Origin of the sequence: Aestuariimicrobium sp. G57 (genome assembly GCF_050110855.1) — a bacterium.
Classification (GTDB): domain Bacteria; phylum Actinomycetota; class Actinomycetes; order Propionibacteriales; family Propionibacteriaceae; genus Aestuariimicrobium.
Genome location: NZ_JBNINW010000002.1, coordinates 568,799 through 593,663, shown reverse-complemented (window position 1 = coordinate 593,663; position 24,865 = coordinate 568,799). Strand labels below are relative to the sequence as shown.

At 68.6% G+C, this 24,865-nt stretch carries 20 protein-coding genes and 4 tRNA genes; 12 read left to right on the top strand and 12 right to left on the bottom strand.

Annotated features, from left to right (window positions below):
- Positions 1-14: 14 nt before the first annotated feature.
- Both ACQCX5_RS06675 and ACQCX5_RS06670 read left to right on the top strand, forming a co-directional pair.
- A complete protein-coding gene (locus ACQCX5_RS06675; protein WP_434541229.1) occupies positions 15-587 on the top strand; it encodes a LytR C-terminal domain-containing protein in 573 nt (190 codons plus the stop codon).
- 60 nt (positions 588-647) lie between these two features.
- Positions 648-735: transfer RNA gene (locus ACQCX5_RS06670), tRNA-Ser, on the top strand.
- An 88-nt stretch (positions 736-823) separates the two neighbouring features.
- Here ACQCX5_RS06670 and ACQCX5_RS06665 read toward each other — a convergent pair.
- Positions 824-1,255, bottom strand: coding sequence for a nucleoside deaminase (locus ACQCX5_RS06665; RefSeq protein WP_434541228.1), 432 nt, complete (start codon positions 1,253-1,255; stop codon positions 824-826).
- Positions 1,256-1,317: 62 nt separating this feature from the next.
- The gene (locus ACQCX5_RS06660; protein ID WP_434541227.1) at positions 1,318-2,103 is read right to left on the bottom strand and encodes a tRNA adenosine deaminase-associated protein; all 786 of its coding nucleotides are present in this window, start codon (positions 2,101-2,103) and stop codon (positions 1,318-1,320) included.
- Between the two features lie 494 nt (positions 2,104-2,597).
- On the opposite strand from ACQCX5_RS06660, the gene upp reads away from it, so the two are divergent.
- The 3 genes from upp (at position 2,598) to ACQCX5_RS06645 (ending at position 4,413) form a co-directional block, all read left to right on the top strand.
- Positions 2,598-3,239 carry a uracil phosphoribosyltransferase gene (upp, locus tag ACQCX5_RS06655; protein ID WP_434541226.1) on the top strand — a complete coding sequence of 214 codons (642 nt, stop codon included), beginning with the start codon at positions 2,598-2,600 and terminating at the stop codon, positions 3,237-3,239.
- The gene (locus ACQCX5_RS06650) at positions 3,236-3,937 is read left to right on the top strand and encodes a GNAT family N-acetyltransferase (protein WP_434541225.1); all 702 of its coding nucleotides are present in this window, start codon (positions 3,236-3,238) and stop codon (positions 3,935-3,937) included. The genes upp and ACQCX5_RS06650 overlap by 4 nt, the downstream gene beginning before the upstream one ends.
- Before the next feature lie 77 nt (positions 3,938-4,014).
- Entirely contained in the window at positions 4,015-4,413 is a 399-nt protein-coding gene (locus tag ACQCX5_RS06645) for a hypothetical protein (protein WP_434541224.1), read from the top strand.
- 121 nt (positions 4,414-4,534) lie between these two features.
- On the opposite strand, the gene ACQCX5_RS06640 is transcribed toward ACQCX5_RS06645, so the two are convergent.
- The gene (locus tag ACQCX5_RS06640; protein ID WP_434541223.1) at positions 4,535-5,455 is read right to left on the bottom strand and encodes a 1,4-dihydroxy-2-naphthoyl-CoA synthase; all 921 of its coding nucleotides are present in this window, start codon (positions 5,453-5,455) and stop codon (positions 4,535-4,537) included.
- A gap of 195 nt (positions 5,456-5,650) precedes the next feature.
- Here ACQCX5_RS06640 and ACQCX5_RS06635 point away from each other — a divergent pair, with 195 nt between their 5' ends.
- The gene (locus tag ACQCX5_RS06635; RefSeq protein WP_434541222.1) at positions 5,651-7,417 is read left to right on the top strand and encodes an alpha-amylase family glycosyl hydrolase; all 1,767 of its coding nucleotides are present in this window, start codon (positions 5,651-5,653) and stop codon (positions 7,415-7,417) included.
- A 108-nt stretch (positions 7,418-7,525) separates the two neighbouring features.
- Here the strand turns inward: ACQCX5_RS06635 and ACQCX5_RS06630 are convergent, their stop codons facing one another.
- On the bottom strand, positions 7,526-8,083 hold the full coding sequence (locus ACQCX5_RS06630) for a hypothetical protein (RefSeq protein WP_434541221.1): 558 nt from the start codon (positions 8,081-8,083) through the stop codon (positions 7,526-7,528).
- A gap of 288 nt (positions 8,084-8,371) precedes the next feature.
- Between ACQCX5_RS06630 and ACQCX5_RS06625 the strand changes: the two genes are divergently transcribed.
- Entirely contained in the window at positions 8,372-9,058 is a 687-nt protein-coding gene (locus tag ACQCX5_RS06625; RefSeq protein WP_434541220.1) for a DUF1707 SHOCT-like domain-containing protein, read from the top strand.
- 23 nt (positions 9,059-9,081) lie between these two features.
- Positions 9,082-11,100, top strand: a complete 2,019-nt coding sequence (locus ACQCX5_RS06620; protein ID WP_434541219.1) for a S9 family peptidase — start codon at positions 9,082-9,084, stop codon at positions 11,098-11,100.
- A 188-nt stretch (positions 11,101-11,288) separates the two neighbouring features.
- Here ACQCX5_RS06620 and ACQCX5_RS06615 read toward each other — a convergent pair whose 3' ends face one another.
- The gene (locus ACQCX5_RS06615) at positions 11,289-12,422 is read right to left on the bottom strand and encodes a glycerate kinase family protein (RefSeq protein WP_434541218.1); all 1,134 of its coding nucleotides are present in this window, start codon (positions 12,420-12,422) and stop codon (positions 11,289-11,291) included.
- Between the two features lie 241 nt (positions 12,423-12,663).
- Positions 12,664-12,739: transfer RNA gene (locus tag ACQCX5_RS06610), tRNA-Arg, on the bottom strand.
- 214 nt (positions 12,740-12,953) lie between these two features.
- Between ACQCX5_RS06610 and ACQCX5_RS06605 the strand changes: the two genes are divergently transcribed.
- Positions 12,954-14,813, top strand: coding sequence for a phosphoenolpyruvate carboxykinase (GTP) (locus ACQCX5_RS06605; protein WP_434541217.1), 1,860 nt, complete (start codon positions 12,954-12,956; stop codon positions 14,811-14,813).
- A gap of 76 nt (positions 14,814-14,889) precedes the next feature.
- Here ACQCX5_RS06605 and ACQCX5_RS06600 read toward each other — a convergent pair.
- Positions 14,890-14,978, bottom strand: a tRNA-Ser gene (locus tag ACQCX5_RS06600).
- Between the two features lie 216 nt (positions 14,979-15,194).
- Here ACQCX5_RS06600 and ACQCX5_RS06595 point away from each other — a divergent pair.
- Positions 15,195-16,958: an LCP family glycopolymer transferase gene (locus ACQCX5_RS06595; RefSeq protein ID WP_434541216.1), complete on the top strand. Its 1,764-nt coding sequence runs from the start codon at positions 15,195-15,197 to the stop codon at positions 16,956-16,958.
- A gap of 310 nt (positions 16,959-17,268) precedes the next feature.
- Positions 17,269-18,153, top strand: a complete 885-nt coding sequence (locus ACQCX5_RS06590) for a DUF559 domain-containing protein (RefSeq protein ID WP_434541215.1) — start codon at positions 17,269-17,271, stop codon at positions 18,151-18,153.
- On the opposite strand, the gene ACQCX5_RS06585 is transcribed toward ACQCX5_RS06590, so the two are convergent.
- Positions 18,135-18,584: a hypothetical protein gene (locus ACQCX5_RS06585; protein ID WP_434541214.1), complete on the bottom strand. Its 450-nt coding sequence runs from the start codon at positions 18,582-18,584 to the stop codon at positions 18,135-18,137. The genes ACQCX5_RS06590 and ACQCX5_RS06585 overlap by 19 nt on opposite strands.
- Before the next feature lies 1 nt (position 18,585).
- Positions 18,586-18,668, bottom strand: a tRNA-Ser gene (locus ACQCX5_RS06580).
- A gap of 347 nt (positions 18,669-19,015) precedes the next feature.
- Here ACQCX5_RS06580 and ACQCX5_RS06575 point away from each other — a divergent pair.
- Positions 19,016-20,026, top strand: a complete 1,011-nt coding sequence (locus tag ACQCX5_RS06575) for an NAD(P)H-quinone oxidoreductase (RefSeq protein ID WP_434541213.1) — start codon at positions 19,016-19,018, stop codon at positions 20,024-20,026.
- A 197-nt stretch (positions 20,027-20,223) separates the two neighbouring features.
- Here the strand turns inward: ACQCX5_RS06575 and ACQCX5_RS06570 are convergent, their stop codons facing one another.
- The 3 genes from ACQCX5_RS06570 to ACQCX5_RS06560 are packed head-to-tail and all read right to left on the bottom strand — an operon-like array spanning position 20,224 to position 24,673.
- Positions 20,224-21,702: a HAMP domain-containing sensor histidine kinase gene (locus tag ACQCX5_RS06570; RefSeq protein ID WP_434541212.1), complete on the bottom strand. Its 1,479-nt coding sequence runs from the start codon at positions 21,700-21,702 to the stop codon at positions 20,224-20,226.
- Positions 21,699-23,498, bottom strand: coding sequence for an ABC transporter transmembrane domain-containing protein (locus ACQCX5_RS06565; RefSeq protein WP_434541211.1), 1,800 nt, complete (start codon positions 23,496-23,498; stop codon positions 21,699-21,701). Before ACQCX5_RS06565 ends, ACQCX5_RS06570 begins: the two co-directional genes overlap by 4 nt.
- The gene (locus ACQCX5_RS06560) at positions 23,495-24,673 is read right to left on the bottom strand and encodes a hypothetical protein (RefSeq protein WP_434541210.1); all 1,179 of its coding nucleotides are present in this window, start codon (positions 24,671-24,673) and stop codon (positions 23,495-23,497) included. The genes ACQCX5_RS06565 and ACQCX5_RS06560 overlap by 4 nt, the downstream gene beginning before the upstream one ends.
- Between the last annotated feature and the right edge of the window lie 192 nt (positions 24,674-24,865).

Below are 24,865 nucleotides of genomic sequence, written 5' to 3'. Positions count from 1 at the left end.
GAAAGCAGAAGCACGTGGCAGAGGGTTCGCAGCAACTGGAGTGGAAACGCGTCGCGCGCGCACTGGCGACGCCGGTGACGCTGCTGGTGCTGTTGGCGATCCTCTATTTCGGCGCACGCTGGGGCTACCGCAACCTGACCGCCGCAGTGCCGCCGGCCCCGGTGGCCTCGTGCACGCCCCAGTCGGTCGGCTCGGTGCTGCCCAGCTCGCGGGTGACGGTCAACATCTACAACGGCAGCACCACCCAGGGACTGGCCGCGAACGTGTCGCGCACCATGAAGGCGCGTGGATTCATCGTCGAGATCGTCGACAACACCGAAGAGAAGGTCGAGGGCACCGTCGTCGTCGGCGTCAGCAAGGACGACCCAGCCGTGAAGTTGGTGGCGGCACAGCTGGTGGGCGCGACCATCAAAGAGGACGGCGTCACCGACGGCGTCATCGACATCATGGTCGGCTCGAAGTTCGCGGGCTACACCAAGACGCCGTCGCCGTGGCAGATCGAGGTCAAGGACAACCCCTGCCTGCTGCCGCCGAGCGAGACCCCGACCCCCAGTGCACGGACGACCCCTGGCGCGACGCCGAGCTGAGCTGGTTGGTGGCGCTGCTCGATTTGCGGGGCAGCTTGCGGATTCGATAGCCTAATCGGCGGTGACGTGTCTGAGCGGCCGAAAGAGCTCGCCTCGAAAGCGAGTGTGGTGCAAGCCACCGAGGGTTCAAATCCCTCCGTCACCGCCAGCGGGGCCCCGGGAGACCGGGGCCCTTTGCATGTCTGTTCAGGTGACCAGTTGTGCCTGTCGGGCAGGGGTCAGGGTGACGGGGGATATCAGCGGTGGCCGGCGAAGAAGTCGCGCAACAGCTGGGCCGACTCCTCGGCCCGGATGCCGGCGACGACGTCGACCCGGTGGTTCAGCCTCGGGTCGCGCACGACATCCCACAGCGAACTGACCGCACCGGCCTTGTCATCGAAGGCGCCGAACACGAGCCGCTCGACGCGGCTCAGCACGATGGCGCCAGCGCACATGGTGCAGGGTTCCAGGGTGACCACGAGCGTGCATCCCTCGAGGCGCCAGCTGCCGAGCTTGTCGGCGGCGCGGCGCAGCGCGAGCACTTCGGCGTGCGCGGTGGGGTCACCGGTCAGCTCGCGCTCGTTGCAGGCGCTGGCCAGCGGGGTGCCGGTGGGGTCGAGCACCACACAGCCGATGGGCACGTCACCGTGCTGGGGGGCAATGCGGGCAGCATCCATCGCCGCCTGCATGGGTGCGTGCCAACGGGTGACGGGCTGGCCCTGGGGGTGCGCCGTGAGCGGATGGTCCGCGGTCAGCGGATGCTCCGGTCGGTGGCCAGGGCACGCTTGAATTGCACCCCGAACTTCAGCCGGTCGAAGAGTTCGGCGACCGCCTCGTCGGCGTCAACCTCGTCGGTCTCGTCGGCCAGTGATTCCATGTCCATCTCGCTGATGCCCAGATCGGCGAAGATGTCCAGGTCACCCAGGGCTTCGGAATCGTCATCGTCCTCAGGCGGGTCGACGCCGAGGAAGTCGGCGACGTCACGGGCGATGGGCCAGTCCTGCGCGGCCACGGAGTCGCTGAGCAGCACCCCAACGTTGTGCCCGCGCACCCGCACCAGCACGAAGAAGTCGCCGGCGATTGAGACGGCGCCGATGGCCCCGGTGTCACCGGGCAGGCGACGCAACTGGTTGATCAGCTCGTCCAGATCGTTGGCCAGTTCATGGTTGAGCGACTGCACGATGGGCTCGCCGTCTTCACGGTAGGCCGCGACGACCAGGTCGATGTCCTCTTCGGTGGCGTCCTCGATGAAGTCGTCGTCTTCGTCGTCTTCGTCGTCTTCGGAGTCGTCGTCCGAGTCGTCATCGTCGTCGTCCGAGTCGTCATCATCATCGTCGTCCGAGTCGTCGTCATCCTCTGCGTCATCCGAGTCGACGTCGTCCTCATCAAAGTCGTCGTCAACATCATCGAACGCGACGATGTCCTCATCAATCAGGTGGTCGTGCTCACCCCTGGCCTCGCGGGCATCCAGGTGTTCGACGTCTTCGCCGGTCATCACGTCCTCCTTCAAGGCGGCCAACAGGGTCCATCCTGCCATGCCGGACCGCATGTGCGCCCCCGGGTTAGGGGGTTCGTCGGCTGGGTGATCGCACGTGGTGTCCAAATCCCGGCGAGCTTGGCCGCAATGGCCGCTTGAACCCGCCATCCCACCCGAGTCCGCCGGGTACCGGACACCGGGCCAGACGCGGCTCGGCCCACCGCCCCTCACCACAAGCTCTCGGCGACAGTGAGCGAAAAGACGTCCCGGAACACGTCTTTTCACTCACTGTCCCCCCCACGGCCCCCGGATGTGCGGCGACTCGGCCGCCCCCAGCGCGGAGCCAACCCACGCTGCGTGAGCCGGCACCGGGGCGCCCCTGGTCTCCTGCTGGATCCGGATGAGGCCCGCCAGCCACTCCTCGCCCTCATTTGTCCAGATCCCGGCGGGCTTGGCCGGAATGTCCTCTCGAACCCGCCATCCCGCCCGAGCCGGCCGGGAATTGGTCACCGCCCTCATGTGCACCACCGCCCGCCTGTGGCAGAGTGTGCCCCGTGGAATTGCGCGTCGTCGATCACCCCCTCGTGGCCCAGAAGCTGTCCCTGCTGCGCTGCAAGGACACCCCGAGCACCACGTTCCGCCAGCTCGTCGATGAGCTGATGACACTGCTTGCCTATGAGGGCACCCGCGAGGTGCGCACCGAGCCGTGGCCGCTCGAGACCCCCGTCGCCCCGACCATCGGCACCAGGCTGTCGAAGCCGAAGCCCCTTGTCGTGCCGATCCTGCGCGCGGGACTCGGCATGCTCGAAGGGTTCATGCGGCTGATCCCGACCGCCGAGGTCGGCTTCGTCGGCATGGCCCGCAACGAAGAGACGCTGCAGCCGGTGACCTATGCCGAGCGGCTGCCCCATGACCTCACCGGCCGCCAGTGCTATGTGCTCGACCCCATGCTCGCCACCGGCGGGTCGCTGGGCGGCACGGTGAAGTTCATCGTTGACCGCGGCGCCGACCACATCACCTGCATCTGCCTGCTGGCCGCACCCGAGGGCATCGCCAACTTCCGCAAGCTGGTCGACGACCTCGACGTGCCCACCACCCTGGTCGTGGCCGCGGTTGACGAGCGCCTCAATGAGGTCGGCTACATCGTGCCGGGCCTGGGCGATGCCGGCGACAGGCTCTACGGGCTTGCGGAGTGACTCGCCACGCATCGCTCGACCTCGCCGAGGTCTACCCGCCGTTCGGGGTCCGCATCACCTGTGGTCCGCTGGTGCTGCGCGGCATCACCGACGACGACATCATGCCGCTCGTCGAAGTTGCCCGCCGGGGGCTGCACGACGCCGATGAAGAGCACAGCCCACTCAGCTTCGACTGGACCGCCGCTCCCCCGCAGTACCTCGCCATCAACTACGCCAGGTGGGCCTGGGGCCAGCGCTACCAGTTCACCGCGAAGTCCTGGATCCTTGCCCTGCTGGTCGAGCATGACGGCGAGGTCGTCGGTGTGCAGGAGGGCCGTGGTGAACAGTTCGCACGCGTCCGTTCGGTGTCGACCGGTTCGTGGCTTGGCCGGGCCGCCCAGGGCAAAGGCATTGGCACACTCATGCGCCAGGCCTTCTGCACCTTCCTGGTCGATGAACTCGGCGCGCTCGAGGTGACGTCAGCCGCCTTCACCGACAACCCCGCGAGCTGGCGTGTCAGCGAGAAAACCGGCTACCGCCGCCTCGGCACCCATCGTGCTGCCCGGGGCCGCGAAAGTGTCACTGACCAGGTCATGTACCAGCTCACCCCCGACACGTTGGTGCGGCCGCCGCATCCGCTCCAGGTCGAGGGGGCAGAACCGCTGCGACGCTTTCTGGGGCTGGACAGCTCAGCAGGCGGCACGGCCGAGCAGGGCTGAAGTCGTCCACGGGAATACCCCGGCAGGGTATGGCGTTGTGCGGGCGACAACCGATGCGCCCACTCGAAGGAGGACCCATGGACGCCCCCGACCTGACCGGATTCAACCTCGAGAGCTTCGAGTTCAAGCCCGACTGGAGCGGCAACCCCTACGGCCGCTACCGCTGGGCTGAGCAGTTGTTCTCGCAGAAGAAGTACCGCGAGGCCGCCCGCGAACTGCAGGCGCTGATCGCAGAGGTTGGCGTCGACGGTGATGTGCGACACGGCCTGCTCGACGCCCGGCTGCTGCTGGCCCGCGCGCACTACCACGCCGCGCACCTGAAGCCGGCCGAAGAGACCTGCCGCGCCATCCTGGCCGACCACCCGACCGAGGGTTATGCCGCGCTGCTGCTGGGCCGCACGCTCGAGCGGCAGTCGCGCAAGGACGAGGCCGCGCAGATGTTGGCCCGGGCCGCGGCCATGGGCATGACGGTGTGAAGGCGGCCGCCGCGGACTGATTGCCCTACAACGCAACATTTGCCCTTGTTCCGGAACAAGGGCAAATGTTGCGTTCTGGGGCAATGCGGTGGCTGGGCGGCCCTCAGCAGCAGCCGTCCGCTCAGTAGTAGTACGGAAATGCCGACCAGTCCGGGGCGCGCTTCTCGAGGAACGAGTCGCGCCCCTCGATGGCTTCATCGGTCATGTAGGCCAGCCGCGTGGTCTCGCCGGCGAAGACCTGCTGGCCGACCAGGCCGTCATCGACCGCGTTGAACGCGAACTTCAGCATGCGCTGGGCTGTCGGCGACTTGCCGCAGACCTTGGCCGCCCACTCGAGTCCGACGTCTTCAAGGTCGGCATGCGGCACCACCTTGTTGACCGTGCCCATCTCATAGGCGCGCTGGGCGTCATAGGTCTCGCCCAGGAAGAAGATTTCGCGGGCCACCTTCTGCCCGACCTGACGAGCCAGGTACGCAGACCCGAATCCGGCATCGAACGAGCCGACGTCGGCATCGGTCTGCTTGAACCGGGCCTGCTCGGCCGAGGCCAGCGTCATGTCACAGACCACGTGCAGAGAATGGCCGCCACCAGCTGCCCAGCCATTGACAAGGGCAATCACCACCTTGGGCATGAACCTGATCAGCCGCTGCACCTCAAGGATGTGCAGCCGGCCACCCTCGGCCGCCGCCCGGCGCGCGTCGACGGTCTCGGCGGTGTCACCCTCGGCGTACTGATAGCCCGATTTGCCCCGAATGCGCTGGTCACCGCCCGAACAGAAGGCCCAGCCGCCGTCCTTGGCCGAGGGCCCATTGCCGGTGATGAGCACGCAACCGACGTCGGGGCTCATGCGGGCGTGGTCCAGGGCGCGGTACAGCTCGTCAACCGTGTGCGGACGGAACGCATTGCGCACCTCGGGCCGGTTGATCGCCACGCGAACCGCCGGCACGTGCCTGGCCCGGTGGTAGGTGATGTCAGTGAAGTCGAAGCCGGGCACCTCGTCCCAGAGCTCGGGCTTGAACGGGTTCGTGTCGGCGTTGCTCATGGCCCTGAGCCTAGTGGGGTGTCCAGAAACCGGCGGGCTGGGGCCGAGGGGCGCCTCAACCCGCCCATCTGAAGAATGCCTGCCGGGTTTCGGTCACCACTCCGGCAGCAGGGCGACCAAGGCGGCAGACTGGGCACTGCAACCGCCGATGGACGCCCATGCCGGCGTCTGCGGCTTCGACACCAAGGAGCATCGATGGCCAACCTCGCAGGCATGGGAGCGATCCTCGACGGCAACGGCACTGCATTCCGCGTCTGGGCGCCGAACGCCGACAGCGTCGCCGTGAACGGCACCTTCAACGACTGGGATGAGACCAGTCACCCACTCGAGAACGAGGGCAACGGGTTCTGGTACACCTACGTCGCGGGCGCGAAGGCCGGTGACGAGTACCGCTTCATCATCACCAACGGTGAGCAGAAGCTCTCGAAGATCGACCCCTACGCCCAGCGGGTGACCAACTCTGTCGGCAACGGCGTCATCTTCGACCATGACGCCTTCGACTGGCAGGGCGACACCTTCGAGACCCCGCACCACAACAACCTCGTCATCTACGAGATGCACGTCGGCACCTTCGCTGCCGAAGATGGTGTGGGCACCCTCGAATCGGTGGCCAAGGGCCTCGACCACCTCACCAAGCTCGGCGTGAACTGCATCGAGCTCATGCCCGTCATGGAGTTCGCCGGCGACTACTCCTGGGGCTACAACCCCGCCCACATCTTCGCGGTCGAGTCGGCCTACGGTGGCCCCGACGCGCTGAAACTGCTTGTCCGCGAGGCCCACAAGCGTGGCATCTCGGTCATCGTCGACGTGGTCTACAACCACTTCGGTCCCAGCGACCTCGACCTGTGGCAGTTCGACGGCTGGTCCGAGAACGGCAAGGGCGGCATCTACTTCTACAACGACTGGCGTTCCTCGACCCCCTGGGGTGACACCCGTCCCGACTATGGACGAGGCGAGGTGCGGCAATTCATTCGCGACAACGCCCTCATGTGGATGGACAAGTACCACGTGCAGGGCCTGCGCTATGACATGACGCCGTACATGCGTTCGGTCAACGGTTCGGGCTTCGAGATCCCCGAAGGCTGGACCCTGAGCCGATGGGTCAACGACGAGGTGCACAAGGCCCATCCCAATGCGATCCTGATCGCCGAAGACCTGCACGGCGTGCACGAGGTGACCTCGGACGGGGCCGGCGGGGCCGGCTTCAGTTCACAATGGGATACCCATTTCGTGCACCCCGTCAGGGCCGCCATCACCGAGATCGACGACGCGAACCGCAAGGTCCCGTCCGTCGTTGACGCCGTGATGTACGACTACGGCGATGCGTTCGCGCGGGTGATCTACACCGAATCGCACGACGAGGTCGCCAACGGCAAGGCACGTGTGGTCGAAGAGATCGACCCGAACGACAACGGCAACTGGTTCGCGCAGAAGCGGTCGACGCTGGGTGCCGCACTGGTGCTGACCGCACCCGGCATCCCGATGCTGTTCCAGGGGCAGGAGTTCCTGGAGGGCGACTGGTTCCGTGATGACGTACCCCTCGACTGGGACCTCAACGAGGAATACCACGGCATCGTGCGCTACTACCGCGACCTGATCCGGCTGCGCCTGAACACGACCGGGGTCAGCAAGGGCCTGATGGGCCAGAACACCCAGGTGCTGCACGCCCACCCCGACAACAAGGTCTTTGCGTTCCACCGCTGGATGGATGGTGGCCCCAATGACGACACCGTCGTGGTGGTCAACCTGGCCAACAAGCTGTGGACGGGCTACCGCATCGGCATGCCCGCCGAGGGCGCGTGGACGCTGCAGTTCAACTCTGACTCGAAGATCTATTCCGACATCTTCAACGGCACGCCGAGCTTTGATGTGACCTCGGACGGTCATGACCAGGACGGCATGCCCGCCAGCGCCGCGGTCGACATCGCCCCGTACGGGGTGCTGGTCTACACCCGCAAGTGAGGGGCTGCGGCCCCCGTGATGCGCCCCTGAACGACACGTTTGCCCCTGTTTCGAAACAGGGGCAAACGCGTCGTCCAGGGGCAGGGCGTGGCGGGTGGTGCCGCAGGTTCAGCGCTGCAGCAGCGCGTCCATGCCCACGCCGACGGCCGCCGCGAACCTGAAGTCGATGCGCTGGTCACGGACGTCCACCGTGTACTTGTCGCGCACGCTGCCCTGGCGGTCGATGCTGAACAGCGGTGCGCCGCTCGAGTCGTTGTAGTCGAAGTGGATGGGCAGGAACGGGATGTCGCCGAAGCGCATCAGCAGCGCGACGAGCTGGCTGCGTTCCTGGCCTGTGCCCGCGAACCCGGGGCCCTCGACGTGGAAGGTCGAGCGGAAGAGGCTGGCTCCGAAGTCCTTCTTGAAGTAGCCGATGGGCGCGCCGGCCTCGTCGAACACGTCGTAGCCGGAGTTGAAATCCATCACCTTGCGGGCCTTGAAGCTGAACACCGGGCGGGTGCGCTGCGGGTCGGCGAAGAAGGTGACCTGCTCTTTGAACGCGAAGCGCTTCTGCTCGGCGGCGCAGATCAGTTCGCCCATCGAACCATCGGGGTTCGCCGCGATGATGTCGTAGCGGTTCACCGTCAGGGCGATCTTCTGCTTGATGAAGAAGCGGGGGATGTACATGGGGTCCTTCCGGGTGCTGGTGCGTGCAGCAACAAGTGTCCGGCGTGCGGGGGTCACCTGGAAGAGCGTGCGCAGGTGCACCTGATGCGTCTGGCCCGTTGAGCACCGGGGCACCCATCGGGCCCTCGTCCGGCCGCTCACAGCGGGGCGGCGTCCGTTTTCCGGCAGGCTCGGCCGCAGGGCCCACTCTACTGGCGGCCTCGCGGCAGGCCTGCCGCGTTCTGGACACCGCGCCACCAACCCCCTCGCCTGAACACCGCCGGCCTCGTCATCGATAACGTTGACCGCATGACGAGTGAGCCCTCGAACGGCGGCGACAACCGGCACCTGCGCATCGGAATCACCGAGCGCGAGCACGCCCTGGACGTGCTGCGCAATGCCGCCGCCGATGACCGCATCACCTTCGACGAACTCGAGGCCCGGGTGCCGGTGGCCCTGAACGCCCGCACCCGTGGCGACCTCGCCCAGGTGCTGCACGACCTCGTACCCGTCGAAGACCTCGATGGCGTGCTGGGCGACGCGTCGTCCGCTGGCGAGGGGCCGGGTTACACGTGGGACGACCCCGTGCGGCTGCAGGGCGGCAGCAACTTCGACGAGGTGACGATTGAGGGACCGTGGCACGTGCCGCCGTTCCTCGAAGTCGCCTCGAGTTGGGGCGGTGCGCGCCTCGATTTCACCCAGGCCACCACCCGCACGAAGGTCATTGACCTGGTGCTGATGGCGAGCGCTGGTACCGCCACGATCATCGTTCCCGAGGGCTGGGGTGTGGATTCGACCGCTTTCCAGGCCGAGCGCACCACCATGGAGCAGCGCAACGTCTGGTCCCGCCCTGACAAGGGCATGCCCCGCATTGTGCTGCGCGGCCATTCGAGCGGGGCCGTCAAAGTGCGCCGCACCAGCGAGCGTGACCGCAAGCGCGTGGCGAAGAAGCTGGCGAAGGGCACACTGACGAGACCACTGGCGATCGAGCCCTGATCAGGGGCGCTATGTTCTGACTCATGCGCCCCGATCAAGTTGACCTGCTCACGACCCTGTCCGCGCCCTCGCTGTCACCCGATGGCAACTGGGCCGTGGTCTCGGCCACTCGTCCCGACTTCAACTCTGACGAGTATGTCGGCCAGTTGTGGCGGGTACCCACCGACGGCAGCCCGCGGCGGCGCATCACCCGCGGCCACCGCGACACCGCCCCGCGGGTCTCGCCCGACGGCTCGGTGATTGCGTTCCTGCGCGCCACCCCCGGCAACCCGCCCCAGTTGGCCGTCGTCGAGGCCGCCGGCGGCGAACCCCAGGTGGTCACCGATGCCAAGCTGGGCGTGCCATCGTTCGCCTTCAGCCCCGATTCGGCCACGCTCGCCTATGTCACCCGTGTGCCTGACAAGGGGCGATACGGCGATGACGACGACATTCCCCCGGCCAAGGAGGACCCGCGCGACTTCACCGGCAACCGGCTGCAGGCCAACGGCACCGGCTGGTTCCGCGACCGCCCGGCCCAGGTCTTCACCGTCGCCGTGCCCGACCTGCAGGCCGAGCCTGCCACCAAGCCCGTGGGACGCGCGAAGGCCGCTGCCAAGCTGGCCGCCGACGACGCCGTCAGCCCGACCGAAGGCGCGCCGCAGAACCCGCTCGTGCCCACACCGCACCGGGTCACCGATGACCACACCGACTGGTCGGGCATCACCTTCACCCCCGACGGCACCGCCCTGCTGGCCATTGCCGCCCGCCACGACGGCCGCGAGGATGACCTGGCCAACGACATCTGGCGCCTGCCCCTCGACGGTGGCGAGCCGCAGCGACTGACCGGCGAGGGCGAGCTCGCCCTGGCCATCTCGGGCTTCGAGGTGGTTGGCGAGCAGGTCTTCTTCACCGCCGGCGACCTTGGCGAATCGCGGCGTGACTTCGTCGGCAACCACGCCGGGGTCTGGGTGGTCGACCTGGGCGGGGCGACCCAGCCACAGCGGCTGAGCGACTTGACCGTCACCAGCACCCTGGTCGCCCGTGACGGCGGGGTGCTGTTCGCCGACACCTGGCGCGGCACGGCACGCCTGCAGCATGTCGACGCCGAGGGCACGCTGACCCAGCTGAGCGATGGTGAGTTGGTGGTCGGCCAGCCCGACAGTGCGGGTGGTGTGGTGGTGGCCACGGTCACCAGCCCCCGCTCGATGGGCGAGGTGGCCGTGTTGCGCGACGGGGCCCTTCAGGTGCTCACCGATTTCTCGGCGGGGCTGGCGTCCGAAACGACCATCGTCGAGCCCGTCGAGGTCACCGCCACGTCGGCCGACGGCTACCCGGTGCATGGCTGGGTGATCACCCCGGCGGGCGAGGGGCCGCACCCGGTGCTGCTGAACATCCACGGCGGACCGTATGCCGCCTATGACAAGGCCTTTTTCGACGAGGCGCAGGTCTACGTCGAGGCCGGTTACGCCGTCGTGATGTGCAACCCGCGCGGGTCGTGGGGCTATGGCACCGAGCATGGACGAGCCATTCGTGGCGACATGGGCAATCTTGACGCCATCGATGTGCTGGCCTTCCTGGATCATGCGCTCGCGACCCTGCCGGGACTGGACGGGGAGCGCGTCGGCATCATGGGCGGCTCGTACGGCGGTTACCTGACCGCCTGGATCACGGCCAGCGACCATCGCTGGGCGGGGGCGATCGTCGAGCGTGGGTTCCTCGACTCGTGGACGTTCATCGGGTCCAGCGACATCGGCTGGTTCTTCCCGCGGGAGTACACGAGCTACGACCGGGCCGAGGCCGACCGGCAATCCCCCATGTCCTACGTGCACCAGGTGCGCACGCCGACCCTGGTGCTGCATTCCGAACTTGACCTGCGCTGCCCCATCCACCAGGCGCTGCAGTACTACACGCTGCTGCGGGCCGAGGGGGTCGAGAGCGAGCTGTTGGTGTTCCCGGGCGAGAACCATGAGCTGTCGCGCTCGGGCACCCCGTGGCATCGCCGCCAGCGGTTCGAGGCGATCCTCGACTGGTGGCAGCGGCACCTGCCGGTCGAACCGGCCTGATGGCCTGAACGGGCGAGCGGGGGTGAGCGGGTCTGCAGCACTGCAGCCCGACGCCCCCACCGGCGCTGACCATTTCCCGGCAGTCTCGGGCCGAGATCGCTTGTTGACGGTGATCCCGGCCCGGGACTGCCGGTTTCTGGTCATGGCGGCTGGCAGGGGTGGCACCTGGGCCCCAGTACCGCAGAGCCTCAGTGCCGCAGGAACCCCGCCACCGCCCGGCGCAGGTTCACCGGTCCCGCCGACAGTGCCTCAGCAAAGGGCTGCCCCGCCGGGGTGATGCCGGTCACCCCTGTGATCCCCGCCTTTCGCAGGGCATCACCGTCAGCCAGGTCAACCCGTCCAGCGAACACCTGGCACTCGACCCCAGCCGCACGGCACAACCCGGCCACACCCTGAACCACCTTGCCGCGCAGGGATTGCTCGTCGAACGAGCCCTCGCCCGTGATCACCAGGTCGGCCCCCGACACCAGTTCGCCCAGGCCCGTCAGCCCCGCCACCAACTCGAAGCCCGGCCCCAGGTCGGCCCCCACCAGCATCAGCGCCCAGCCCAGGCCGCCGGCAGCCCCGGCACCGGGGCGCCCAGCAACATCAGCACCCGCCACACCCGCAGCCCGAGCCAACCCGGCCAACAGCCCATCCAGCTCGGCCACCTGCTGCGGCGTCGCGCCCTTCTGCGGGCCGAATGTCGCTGACGCCCCGAGCGCACCCACCAGCGGTGCCGTCACATCGCTCGCCACCACCACCCGTGCCTGCGCCAGCCGCGCATCAAGCCCCGCCAGGTCCATCCCGACGGCTCCCCCGGCCAGCAACGCCGCCGGGGTCGTGCCCAGCGCCGCCCCGGCCTCGTCCACGAACCTCGCCCCCAGCGCCGCGAGCATGCCGGCGCCGCCGTCGTTCGTCGCTGTGCCACCCAGTCCCAGCACGATCTCGCAGCAGCCCGCATCGAGCGCGGCCAGCACCAGTTCCCCGACACCCGTCGTGTCCGACGCCATGATGTCGCGTCGCCCCATGGGAATGTCTGCCAGCCCCACCGCCTGCGCCACCTCGATCACGGCCCGCCGACCCTCGAGCAACCACCGCGCCACCACCGGTTCGCCCAGCGCATTCGGCACGGTCATGGTCTGCACGTCGAAGTCGCCGACGCCCACCAGCACATCGAGCAACCCCTCGCCCCCGTCCGAGAGCGGCACCAGCACCACCTGGCTGGCACCCAGCCCCGCGTCGAGCGCCCCGTCACGGATGGCTTCGGCGGCCACGCGGGCAGTCATGGATTCCTTGAAACTGTCGGGCGCGGCCACGATGCGCATCGCCGAAAAGGTCATGCCCCAGTCAATCACCCGGCTCGGACCGGCCCGGGTCACTGTGAGACTTCCCACAAACCGGTGTGCTTTTCAGTGTGATCCTGACAACACCCGACGCACTGCCCCCACCGGGGCTCGGACGAGTACAGGACACCTCACCCGATGCATAAGAGGCCGTCAGCGGCACCGCCGGGGAGGGGGAACAGAAAACCCTTCCAGCCACTCCCACCGGCCCGAATCCCGGCCAGCAGGGGCTGAAAGGTGGCGCGCTCGGAGGGACTCGAACCCCCAACCTTCTGATCCGTAGTCAGATGCTCTATCCATTGAGCCACGAGCGCAGGTCGGCTGATGCCAAGAGAAGAGAATAGTACGACTCTGCCCCGGACACCAAATCCAGCCCGCGAGCGTGCAGGTGCAGCGTCCCGCCCCCGCGGATTCCCGGCTTATGGTGGAACCAAGAAGTCTCGACGTGAAGAGACTTTGGTGCTCAGCCAACCAACCACCCCACACACAACCACCCCAACCACAACGAAGTGCTCTGGAGTTCCCGAGATGACCACCCTCGCCGCCCGCCCGTCCACCCACGAAGCCCCGATCTTCGGCAACGTCCCCGCCCTGCCCCGCCTCGTCGAGTGGGTCAATGAGGTCGCCGCGCTCACCAAGCCGGCCGCCATCCGCTACTGCGACGGTTCGGCTGAAGAGGCCGCCCAGCTGGTCGACGAGCTGGTCGCCGCCGGCACCGTCGTCCGCCTCAACGACGAGCTCATGCCCAACTCGATCTACGCACGCACCGACCCCGACGATGTCGCCCGCGTCGAGGACCAGACCTTCATCTGCTCGGTCAACGAGGCCGACGCCGGCCCCACCAACAACTGGATGGCACCGGCCGAGATGAAGCAGATCATGACGAAGCTGTACGACGGGTCGATGCAGGGGCGCACCATGTACGTCATGCCGTTCTGCATGGGCCCGCTCGATGCCCCCGAGGCCAAGTTCGGCGTCGAGATTTCGGACTCGGCCTACGTCGTGCTGTCGATGAAGGTCATGACCCGCATGGGTGACGCGGCCCTGGCCGAGATGATCAGGCGTGATGCCGAGTTCGTCCCCTGCCTGCACTCGGTCGGCTTCCCGCTGACCGAAGGCGTCAAGGATGTGCCGTGGCCGTGCAGCGACGAGAAGTACATCACCCATTTTCCCGAGGAGCGGATGATCTGGAGCTACGGCTCGGGCTACGGCGGCAACTCGCTGCTGGGCAAGAAGTGCTACTCGCTGCGCATCGCCTCGGTGATGGGACGCGACGAGGGCTGGATGGCCGAGCACATGCTGATCATCAAGGTCACCTCACCCGAGGGCAAGGCCTACCACCTCAGCGCGGCGTTCCCGAGCGCCTGCGGCAAGACCAACCTGGCCATGCTGCAGCCGACGATCCCGGGCTGGAAGGTCGAGACCATCGGCGACGACATCGCCTGGCTGCGATTCGGTGAGGACGGACGCCTGTACGCCACCAACCCCGAGAACGGGTTCTTCGGCGTGGCGCCCGGCACGGGTTACGAGACCAACCCGAACGCCATGGACACCATCAACGCCGGCAACAACATCTTCACCAATGTGGCGCTGACCGATGAGGGCACCGTCTGGTGGGAGGGCATGACCAAGCAGAAGCCCGCCCACCTGACCGACTGGAAGGGCCGCTCCTGGACCCCCGAAGCCGGCCCCGAAGGCGGCCGCAAGGGCGAGAAGGCGGCGCACCCGAACAGCCGCTTCTGCACCCCGATCGACCAGAGCCCCACCGTCTCGCCCGACTTCAACAACCCTCAGGGTGTGCCGCTCGACGCGATCATCTTCGGTGGCCGCCGCGAGAACACCATCCCGTTGGTGATGCAGGCGCGTGACTGGCAGCACGGTGTGTTCATGGGCGCCACATGCTCGTCCGAGACGACCGCGGCGGCGACCGGCGCGGTCGGCGTGCTGCGGCGCGACCCGATGGCGATGCTGCCGTTCATCGGCTACCACGTGGGTGACTACATGAACCACTGGCTGAACATGGAAAAGGTCGAGGGCGCGCAGCTGCCGCAGATCTTCTACGTGAACTGGTTCCGCCGGGACGGCGAGGGCAACTTCATGTGGCCCGGGTTCGGCGAGAACAGCCGCGTGGTCAAGTGGATCATCGACCGCATCGAGGGCAACGTCGGCGCTGAGGCAACCCCGATCGGGCTGCTGCCGGCCGAGGGTGACCTCGACACCGAGGGCCTGGACCTCGACCCGCAGGTGCTGCGCGAGGTGACCGCGTTCGCCCCGCAGGAATGGAAGGACGAGCTGCCCCGCCTCAAGCAGTGGCTCGACAGCCTGGGCGAGAAGACGCCGCACGCCCTGTACGACGAGTTGCTCGAGCTCGCCATCAGCCTCGGCTGAGCCAGGCGGGACAGCCGGGCAGGGCCCGGGAACAGCAGAACGCCCGAACCGAAAAACGGTTCGGGCGTTCTTCACGCGGAGGCGGCGGGATTTGAACCCGCGTGTGGCTTGTGACCACTCCCGCTTAGCAGGCGGGCGCCATGGACCGTACTAGGCGACGCCTCCCCATAGCTGATGGCGCCTGCGGCCACGGGGCCCATGACACCAACAGCCAGTCATGTTACCGGTACGGCGACAGCACCTGCAAAAGCTGCCCGTGGCGAGACCCTCATGCTGCGGTTGACGGATGAACAGGTGCCCTCGCCGAGGTTGGCGCGGGTTCGTATGATGGGGAAAGCTGCGATCGCGTGGCGACTACCGACATGCCGATCAGGAGGGCGCATGGGTGACGAGCCACAGGGCCCACTTGAGGACGGGTATGACGCCTTCTTCCGCCCGGGTTCGGCCCCGCGCCGCGCCGCAGAGCCCCGCCGGGGGTTCGTGCCGGACGACGGGGGCGAGGACTTGCCTGACGGCGAACACGACGCCTTCAACGACGACAGCCAAGGCCGGTTCGAGTCTGAACCGACGGTCGTGAACCCGATCGCCGCCCCGACGACACGTGCAGGGACGCCGCAGCGGCGCCACCCGTTCACCATCTCGCTCGGCTGGACGGCGCTGAGTGCAGTGGTGCCCGGCCTCGGCCTGTTGCCGACCCGTCGACGGGCGTGGGGGCTCGGGTTGGCTTCGGCATACGTGCTGGGGCTGCTGGGGCTCGCCATCTATGTGCTGCGCGATCCGTTCGAGGCGGCCAAGATCGCCACGCGGCCGACGGCCCTGCTGACGCTGTGCGTCGCGCTCGTGGTGCTGGCGCTGCTGTGGTCGACGGTCATCGTGGGTACCCACCTGTTGACCCGTCCGCGCCGGTTGACAGGCACCCAGCGGGTCGCCGGTGCAGTGGCCGTGGCCGTGTTGACGTTCGTGGTCTCGACGCCGCTGGCCGTGGCCGCGCGGTATTCATGGGACCAGGCCAGGCTCGTCCAGAATGTGTTCGGGCAGAACGACAACAGGAAATCGGGCACGCGGCCGACGATCAACACCAACACCTCATCGGACGAGGTGTGGAAGAACAAGCCGCGGCTGAACCTGCTGCTCGTCGGCACCGACCAGTCGTCGGTGCGCAACTACAGCGCCACGGACGTGTCGACCGACACGATGATGGTGGCCTCGATCGACACCCAGACCGGCAACATGGTGCTGATCCAGGTGCCGCGCAACATGGCGAACACGCCGTTCCCGCCCGACTCGGAGCTTGCGAAGGTCTACCCGAATGGGTTCAGCAGCGGCAGGGGCGACGACGCGCAGTACTTCGCGAATGCGATCTGGGGGCACGTGCCGGCCGAACACCCGGACCTGTTTGCCAACACCGACTACCCGGGGGCTGATGCGCTCAAGCTCGGCATGCAGGGTGCGCTCGGGCTGAAGATCGACTACTTCGTCGCGCTGAACATCGACGGCCTGGTGGGGCTCATCGATGCGATGGGCGGGGTGAAGCTGAACGTGAACGAACGCATCCCGGTGGCGGGCAACAGCGAGGGCAAACGGCCGACCGGCTACATCGAACCCGGCCCTGACCAGCATCTTTCGGGCTATTACGCCATGTGGTACGCCCGCAGCCGGTCGGCCTCGACCGACTTCTCGCGCATGAGCCGGCAGTCGTGCGTGATCAAGGCCGTGATCGACCAGGCCGACCCGCAGACGATGCTGACCCGGTACGAGGCCATCGCGAAGGCGGGGTCGAATGCGGTGAGCACCGACATTCCCTCGGACATGTTGCCGCACCTTGTCGACCTGGCCTCGCGGGTGAAGGACGGCAAACTGTCGCGGGTGCTGTTCGTGCACGGGTCGAACGGGTACGTGACCTATGACCCGGACTTCGAAATGATGCAGCGCCGGGTCTCGCAGGCCATCGCCGACCTGGGGGCCACTCCCCCGTCGATGCCCTTGGTGACACCCACGCCGACGCCTTCGGTGACTGCTACTCCGACGCCGACGCCCACACCGACGGTGACGCGGCCGGGGGCGACGCCGTCGAGCACGGGTACCCCGACACCGAAACCGGTCGAAGACCTGAACGATGCCTGCGCCTACAACCCAGTGAAGTAGGCGGCGCTCCCCGGCACCTGGCCATCTGGGGCTGTGCCTGGACCAGCACCCAGTGCGGCGTTCGGCCGTATTTGGCGGCCGGGAGTACGGCCCTCGCGGCACCCCCTTCGGCATGACTGGGCCTGCGTTGTCCAGATCCCGGCAGGCTTGCCCCGGATGGCGCTGGTGGAGCCACATACACTCGGCGCCTGCCGGAATCCAGTCAGCGGCCATGGTTGTGGACAACCCCTGCCGGGCAGATTCCCGCTGTGGAAAAGCGACACATCGGCTGATTCGGCCACATAACCGTGGTGTGAAGACTGCTGATGTGATGGATCACCTGCACCGTGCCGGGGTCGTGCGGGCCCGCGACCTGCCCGGGAGCGCCCGCACACTGTCGCGGCTGGCTGCCCGGGGGTTGGTGGTGCGGATGCTGCCGGGCATCTATGCACTGGCCGGGCTGGCCGACAACTTCCGCGCGAAATGCATGGCCATCATGTTGTGGGACCCCGACGCCGTCATCGCCGGGCGGGCCGCGGCCAAGCTCGACTACTGGCCTGACGCCCGGGTTGAGGTCGTGGAGTTCCACTCGACGCGCAAGAAGACGGCGCCGCGGGGCTTCCGGCTGCACCGGTCTCGCGTGCCGGACGCCGACATCGTCGAACGCGTTGGCCTGCGCATCACCCGCACCGCACGCACGACACTCGACCTGGCCCGCCACGACAATGGCGAGGCGATTGACGAGGCGTTCCGCCAGACCAGGCTGCAGCCCGGCGACCTCGTCAAGGCCCTGGGGCGCAGCGCGCGGCGGTGGGGCAACAAAGTGCGACGGTTCGTCGTGCGCAACAGCCGGGCCCGCCCGTGGTCGCAGGGTGAACGCCGCCTGCACAAGACCTTCTGGGACCACGGCTTGACCGGCTGGGTCACCAACTACAAGACCTATGCGTCAGGACGTCGGCGCTACCTCGACCTGGTGTTCCTGTCCGAACGGCTGGTGGTCGAGTTCGACGGCTTCAAGTTTCATGACCGCGAGCAGTTCGAGGGTGACCGCGAACGCAGGAATGCCCTTGTCAGGGACGGCTGGACCGTACTGCAGGTCACGTGGCAGATGCTGGCGGACCCCGCAGCCGTGGTCGCGCTGGTCAGGGAGGTGCTCACCCGGCTCAGGCGTCGGCGGCCCCGCCGGCGCCAGGTACCTCAGACGATGTTGCGGTAGCCGCGGCTCTTGTCGAGCCTGGTCACCACATCGTCGACAAGCGCCTTGAAGTCGGGGTCGGCAGCGCCCAGGGGCGACCACAGGTGGGTGCGCTGCACCTCGCCATGGCTGAACACCAACCGGGCGCCGTCGTCAGCCAGGGCCGCGCGGGTGACGTCTGACCATTGACCGTGCTTGTCAACACCGGGTCCGTGGATGTGGTAGCCGTCGTCGTCGACATCAACCAGCGTGCGCATCGTGCGCAGGGACAGCAATGCCCCTGCCGCCAGCAGCACCCCGAGGCCGAGCAGCACCAGCCCGATGATCGACACGGCGACGTGCCAACCCTGGGCGCTGCCCATGACCGCCACCAGCGCCCCGACGAGCGACAGCGCAGCGGCCACCACGAAGGCCCGCAGCGGCAGGCGTGGCCTGAGCGTGTAGGTCTTCACGCGGCGAGGGTGGGATTCGAACCCACGGAGGTTGCCCTCGGCCGCTTTCAAGGCGGCTGCACTAGTCCACTATGCGACCTCGCCATCCGGGCTGGGCCCGGCCGGACCATGCTACTCGATCGGCTCCGACTCCTCGATCCCGACGTGCGGGGTGTTCGACCTGCTTCGCCCATGCGCGGCCGCGCGCTATCCAGAACCCGGCTGGCTTGGCCCGGATGGCGCCTTGACCCGTGCTCTCACCCCGCGACGGCCCGGATCTGGACACCGCCTGCCGCGGTGCCCGCCCCGCCACCCTCCCACCCAACGCACGGAACCCCAGCACACGGAACCCCAGCACACCGAACCCCACCACACCGAACCCCACCACACGGAACCCCGCCGCATCCCACCCCACCATCCCCTGACCGCGGCACACATGGCAGGCTGGGCACATGCGCGCCATCACCGTCCGCCAGCCAGAACCCGGCCAGACCGACGAGTTGGGGCGCCCGCTGCGCCCCGGCCCCGAGGCCCTGGTCGTCGACCAGCAGCCCACGCCGATCCCAGGCCCCGGCGAGGTGCTGGTCAAGACCGTCGCAGCCGGCATCAACCGCGCCGACCTGCTGCAACGGCAGGGTCTGTACCCGCCGCCGCCCGACACCACCGATGTGATCGGCCTCGAAGCCGCCGGAATCGTCGAGCAGGTGGGCCCTGGCGTCACCGAATGGCAACCGAGTGACGAGGTGGTGGCCCTGCTGTCCGGGGGTGGCTACGCCGAATACTTCGTCGCGCCCGCGGGCCAGCTGGTCGCCCCGCCCGAGGGAACCGACCTCGTCACCGCCGCCACCCTGCTCGAGGTCGCCGCCACCGTGGTCTCGAACATGGACCTCGTGCAGCTCTCCCCCGGCGAAACCTTCCTGGTGCACGGCGGCGCCGGCGGCATCGGCACCTTCGCGATCCAGTACGCCAAAGCCCTGGGTTGCCGCGTCGCCACCACTGCGGGCACCGACGACAAGCGCGCCTTCTGCCGTGACCTCGGCGCCGACATCGCCCTCGACTACCACGGCGACTGGGTGGCCGGGCTTCGCCATGCCACCGATGACCACGGCGCTGACGTGATCCTCGACATCATGGGCGCCAAATACCTCGGCCCCAACATCGACGTGCTCGCCGCCGATGGCCGACTGGTCATCATCGGCATGCAGGGTGGGGTGAAGGGCGAGCTGAACATCGGCAGGCTGCTGAACAAGCGCGGCCTGGTCACCGCCACCAGCCTGCGTTTCCGCGACAGCGCCCAGAAGTCCGCGATCGCCGCCCGCGTTGCCGAATCGGTATGGCCGCTCGTCGAGAACGGCACCATCACACCCGCCCCGATCGAGCGCTTCGCCTTCGAGGACGCCGCAGCCGCCCATGCCCGACTCGCATCCGGCGAGGTCACCGGCAAGCTGGTGCTGACCTTCTGACCAGATTCCGGCAGGCTCGGCCCGGGTGCCACACCAATGATGTGATCCCAGTCAAGCCTGCCGGGTTCTGGTCACCGGCGCACCGCACCTCAGCCACACCGCCGCACCACCACCAGCGGCAGCCGCACCACAGCCACGCCGCCGCACCACTACCCCTCCGCCAGCGGCAGCCGCACCTCAGCCACGCCGCCGCACCACTACCCCTCCGCCAGCGGCAGCCGCACCTCAGCCACACCGCCGCGCGCCGCCCCAGCCCCAGCACCGTCCCCAGCCCCAACACCCAGCAACCGCACCGCACCCCCGTGCGCCTCGAACACCACCCGCGCCACCGCCAGCCCCAGGCCTGACCCGGCCCCCGGGTCCATCAACTCGTCCGGTGCCGTGCTGCTGCGCGCGAACCGCTCGAAGACCAGCTCACCCTCACCCTGCGGCACGCCCGCACCCGTATCGGTCACCCTGACCACAAGCTCCTGATCTTCGACCACGCTCGACACCACCACGCGGCCGCCGCCCCGCACCGCCTCGACGGCATTCGAGACCAGCTCATCGAACCCCCGTTCCACCAGCCCCACGTCGACCTGCAGCGGCACCGCCGCCGCCTGCCCCAGCACCACCTTTTCGGTCGCCCCCGCACCCAGGGCATGGGCCCAGCGCACCACCAGGTCGCGCAACACCTCGTCGCCGGCCACCACCTGAGGCACCACGAAATCCGCCCGACCGGCCCGGTTCAGCAACACCAGCGACGACGTGGCCCGTTCCAGCCGCACCACCTCGTCGAGCACTGCCGCCACCCCGTCAGCACCGCCCGCCACCAGGTCCTCGAGGCGTCCGTGGGCAATCGCCAACGGGGTCCGCAACGCATGGGCCAGGTCGTCCGAGAACTGCTGCTGGTCGGCCACCGCAGCATCGGCCCGCTCCAGCATCTGGTTGCCCGCCCGCGCCAGCCGCACGTATTCATCGCTGCCCTGCTCGACCAGCCGAAGCCGCTCACCACCCTCACCCACCCGGGCCGCCTCGCGTTCGAACTCCGCCACCGGACGAAGCACCCGCCCCGCCACAAACCATGCCCCGGCCCCGGTCGCGAGCAGTGCCGCCACCGCCAGCGCACTCAGCACCACCAGCTGCCGCTGCACATCGGCCTCGAGCGGGTCATGAAACCTCACCAGCACGATCAGCCCCGTCGTGTTGCCGACCCGCACCTCATGGTTGTCCCACGTCACCCTGCCCACCGGCCCGGACGCCATCGCCTCGCCGAACCGCCGCGTGCCCATCGACCCGGGCTCACTCAGCGTGTCGCGCACCCCCGGCGGCAGGTCACCCCACCGCGCGGCGTCCTGACCCACCGACTGCACCTCGTAGCCACGCTGCCCCAACCCGACGATCAGCTCGGCCCGCGCGGCCTGCTGCCGGTCCAGGTACACCTGCAAGAACCGGTCGACGCTCGTGAACGGCTTGCCCGTGTCGGGGTCGATGCCGTCCGTGGCGAACCGCGAGATCTCGCCGACCTCCTGTTCCATCGCCTCGTTGATGGACGAGTCCACGCCCGCGCGCAACACGAATGCGACGGCCACGATCAGCAGGGCCAGGCTGACTGCGGTCGAGATGAGCATCCAGCCCATCACCCGCAGCCGACCTGCTCCGGTCCGGCCATTGCGACCGCCCACACCCATGCTCATCCGTCCAGCTCCAGTTCCTCATCCACGTCGGCAGTCCCGCTGCCGACGGCCGCCACGGCCATCCGTTCGGGCGTCGCGCCGAACACCGGCGCACCGCTGCCACTCACATGGGTGCTGGCCCGCGGCAGTTGTGCTGCCACCACGGCCGGCCGGGCGACCACCCGCCCGGACAGGTCGTCCAGGTTCCACACGTCATAGGTCTCGCACAGTTCTTCGGGGTCGTTGGTGCGCATGACCACCGCCCCCGGGTAGTCCCGCAGCACCTGGCGCAGCATCCACCGACCCGCGGGGGCGAGCAGGTCGTCCAGGTGGTCGATGACCAGCAGCGGCGGGTTGCCGGCGATCGCCCGGGCCAGTTGCAGCCGGGCCCGGCCGTCGGGGTCGAGCGGCTCACCGCCGCGCCGAAGGGTGGTGCGTTCACCCTCGGGCAGGGCCGCCACGACCTCGTCCAGGCCCACCCTGGCCAAGTGTTCCATGGCAGGTGCCGACGAATCAGGCACCCGGTAGCGCACCAGCCGCGCGATCGTGCCGCGTCCCAGCAGCCCGGCCCGCGAGGCGACCCCCACCAGCGCCCGGCGTTCCGCATCGGGTAGGTCGCCGATGTGCCGGCCGGCGACCTCGACCCATGCCAGGGAGTCCTGCCGGTCGCCAACCAGGTGGTCGACCACCTGTTCGACGCGCTCGGTCAGGTCGCTGACCAGCAGCACCCGCGACCCCGGCGCCGCCACCAATCCCGGGATCGTGCCGTGCCCGTCGCGCAGCCCGGTCACGTGCACGGCCCCGCGCGCCAGCCCGGGGTGGTTGCCCCGGTGCGCCTGTCGGACGCGTGCACGCGCGCGGCGCCGACGGTCATCGACGGCCCGACGGGCCCGCACCAGTTCGGGCGCGAGCACCTTGGCGGCAGCCCGTTCGTTCTGCCGGTACTCGCTCACCCGCGCCAGGTCGTTGACGGGCGTGGCCAGCATGCCCGCCACCAGGATCGCTGCGGTGACCGCCTGCGGTGACGACCCGCCGGCGACGCCCACCACCACCACGAGCACGCCGATGACTGCGGCGAACGACGCAGCCGACCCTCTGATCACCCCTGAAACGGCCGCGCGCTCGAGCGCCGCCGACGAGACCTTCTCGCTGAGTTCGTCCACGTGCCGCAGTTCGCGGCGCACGCCGCCCGCCACCCGGATCGAGCGGCCCGCGCTGACGGTGTCGGCGATGTGGGCGGCCATGGTGCCGCGCACCTTGCGCAACCGGCGCGCACGCTTCAGGGCCGGCCCGGCCAGCACGACGAGCAGCAGCCCGAACACCAGCAGCACCGCGAGCACGGCCAGTCCCATGAGGGGGACGAGCACGAGCAGGGCCAGCACCACACCGCCAATCAGGGGGATGCCGACGGCCAGGGGGCCCACCCCGAGTGAGACCCAGTTCTTGAGCGCGGTCAGGTCGTTGGTGGTGCGGGCGACGGTGATGCCGAGGTTGGGGCCTCGTCCGGGGGTGAGCGCCGAGGCGATCAGCAGGCCGCGCACCTCGCGCACATAGTCCTGGCCCAGGCGTTCGGCGAGCATCCGCTCGGCCACCCTGGCCAGACCGATCAACAGCGCCGCCACCACGAGCCCGGCCAGCAGGCCCACCGGCACACCGGCCAGGTCGCCGTAGGTCATCAGCCGCGGCGTCAGCAGTGCCGTGGCCACGGTGAGCACCGCCTGCGCGGCGCCCACCCCGACCAGCAGCGCCAGCGTACGGCGGCGGCTGCCCGAGAAGACCGGGGGCAGCGCGCCGTCGTCCGCCTCGCGGGGGCTCACAGCCCGATCACGCTCCGGGCCACCTCGGGAACACACAGGTCGAAGGTGCCGATCACCGGGGCGGTGGTCACGGCCTGCGCTTCGCGGGTGATCAGGGGCGAGCTGGTGAGCCTGCCCGTGATCGCCCGCAGCGGCAGGTTCGCCTGCTCGAGCAGCGCCGAGCCGGCGGCCGCGCTCAGGGCCTCACCACACGCGAACACCACGGCGTCGACCAGTTCACGAAAGTCGTCGTCCTGGACCAGGTGGGCTGTCTCGCCCTGGTAGATGCCGTCGGCGATCTCGACCACGACCACCTCGGCACCGGTCTGCGCGAGTTCGGCGAAGACCGAGAAGACGGTGTCCTTGACCTCGGGCAGCGTCAGCTGGAACGTCGAGGCCAACCCGAAGTCGGTGAAGTCGAGCACCGTCGAGGCCCCCGCGTCGCGGAACAGGCCCGCGTCGTTGCCCGCACCGGTACCGGTGGCCTTGCCTGCGGCGACATCGAGCCCGGCATTTCCCAGCCCGTTGACGAGGCATCCGGCCGAGGTGGTCTTGCCCGAGTTCATGGACGACCCGAAGACCACCACCATGCGTGGCCGCTGCGGCAGCGCCTGGATCTCTTCGAGCGCCTGCTGCCAGCTGCGGACGGCGGCGGGGCTGTGGCGGCGCAGGTTGACCACGCCCTCGGCGTCAGCGATCAGCCCGATGGGCTCGATCTGGGTGGCAATATCGGTGTCGGCATGCTGTTCGATGACCCGGCCGGCCAGGCCGCCGGCGGCGACCAGGTTGGTGACGTCCAGGTTCGGGGGCACCTCGGCCAGGAACTGGTCCGGGGCGTAGCGGTGCCCGTACGCCACCACGATCTCGTCACCCACGAACAGGTGGCGGCGGCGCGAGTTGTGTGCCTCGAGCCGCTTGTGGTGACCGATTTCGACGATGCGGGCGAGCACCAGGTCGCCGGGGTTCGGCGCCACCGCGGCGCCGCGCACCAGGTGGTAACCCTCGGTACCCTCTTCACGGGTCACCTTGGCAAACGCACGCACCGTGTAGGCCTTCTTGGCCCGACGCAGGCGGCGCGGGTCGAGCGCGACCTCTTCATGGACGACCGCGACGGCCTCCCCGCGTCCGGCGGCGGCCGCTGCGAGGATGTCGGCCTCGGCCAGGTGGCTGAGTTCAGGGTTACGGGTGAGGGTCATCAAGGGTGCCTTCCGGGCTTCTCGAGTGGTGCGGCTGGTTCCGCCGCAATCATGAAGGTACGGGGCCAGCATGACTGGCCGGTGAACGCTGGATGAGAGAAACCTCACACGTTCTGGGAAATCCTGCGCCGCGCGCCCCCGCGGTGCCTGCTGTGCTGCGGCCACCCCCTCGCGCGGAATAGTTATTCGCCC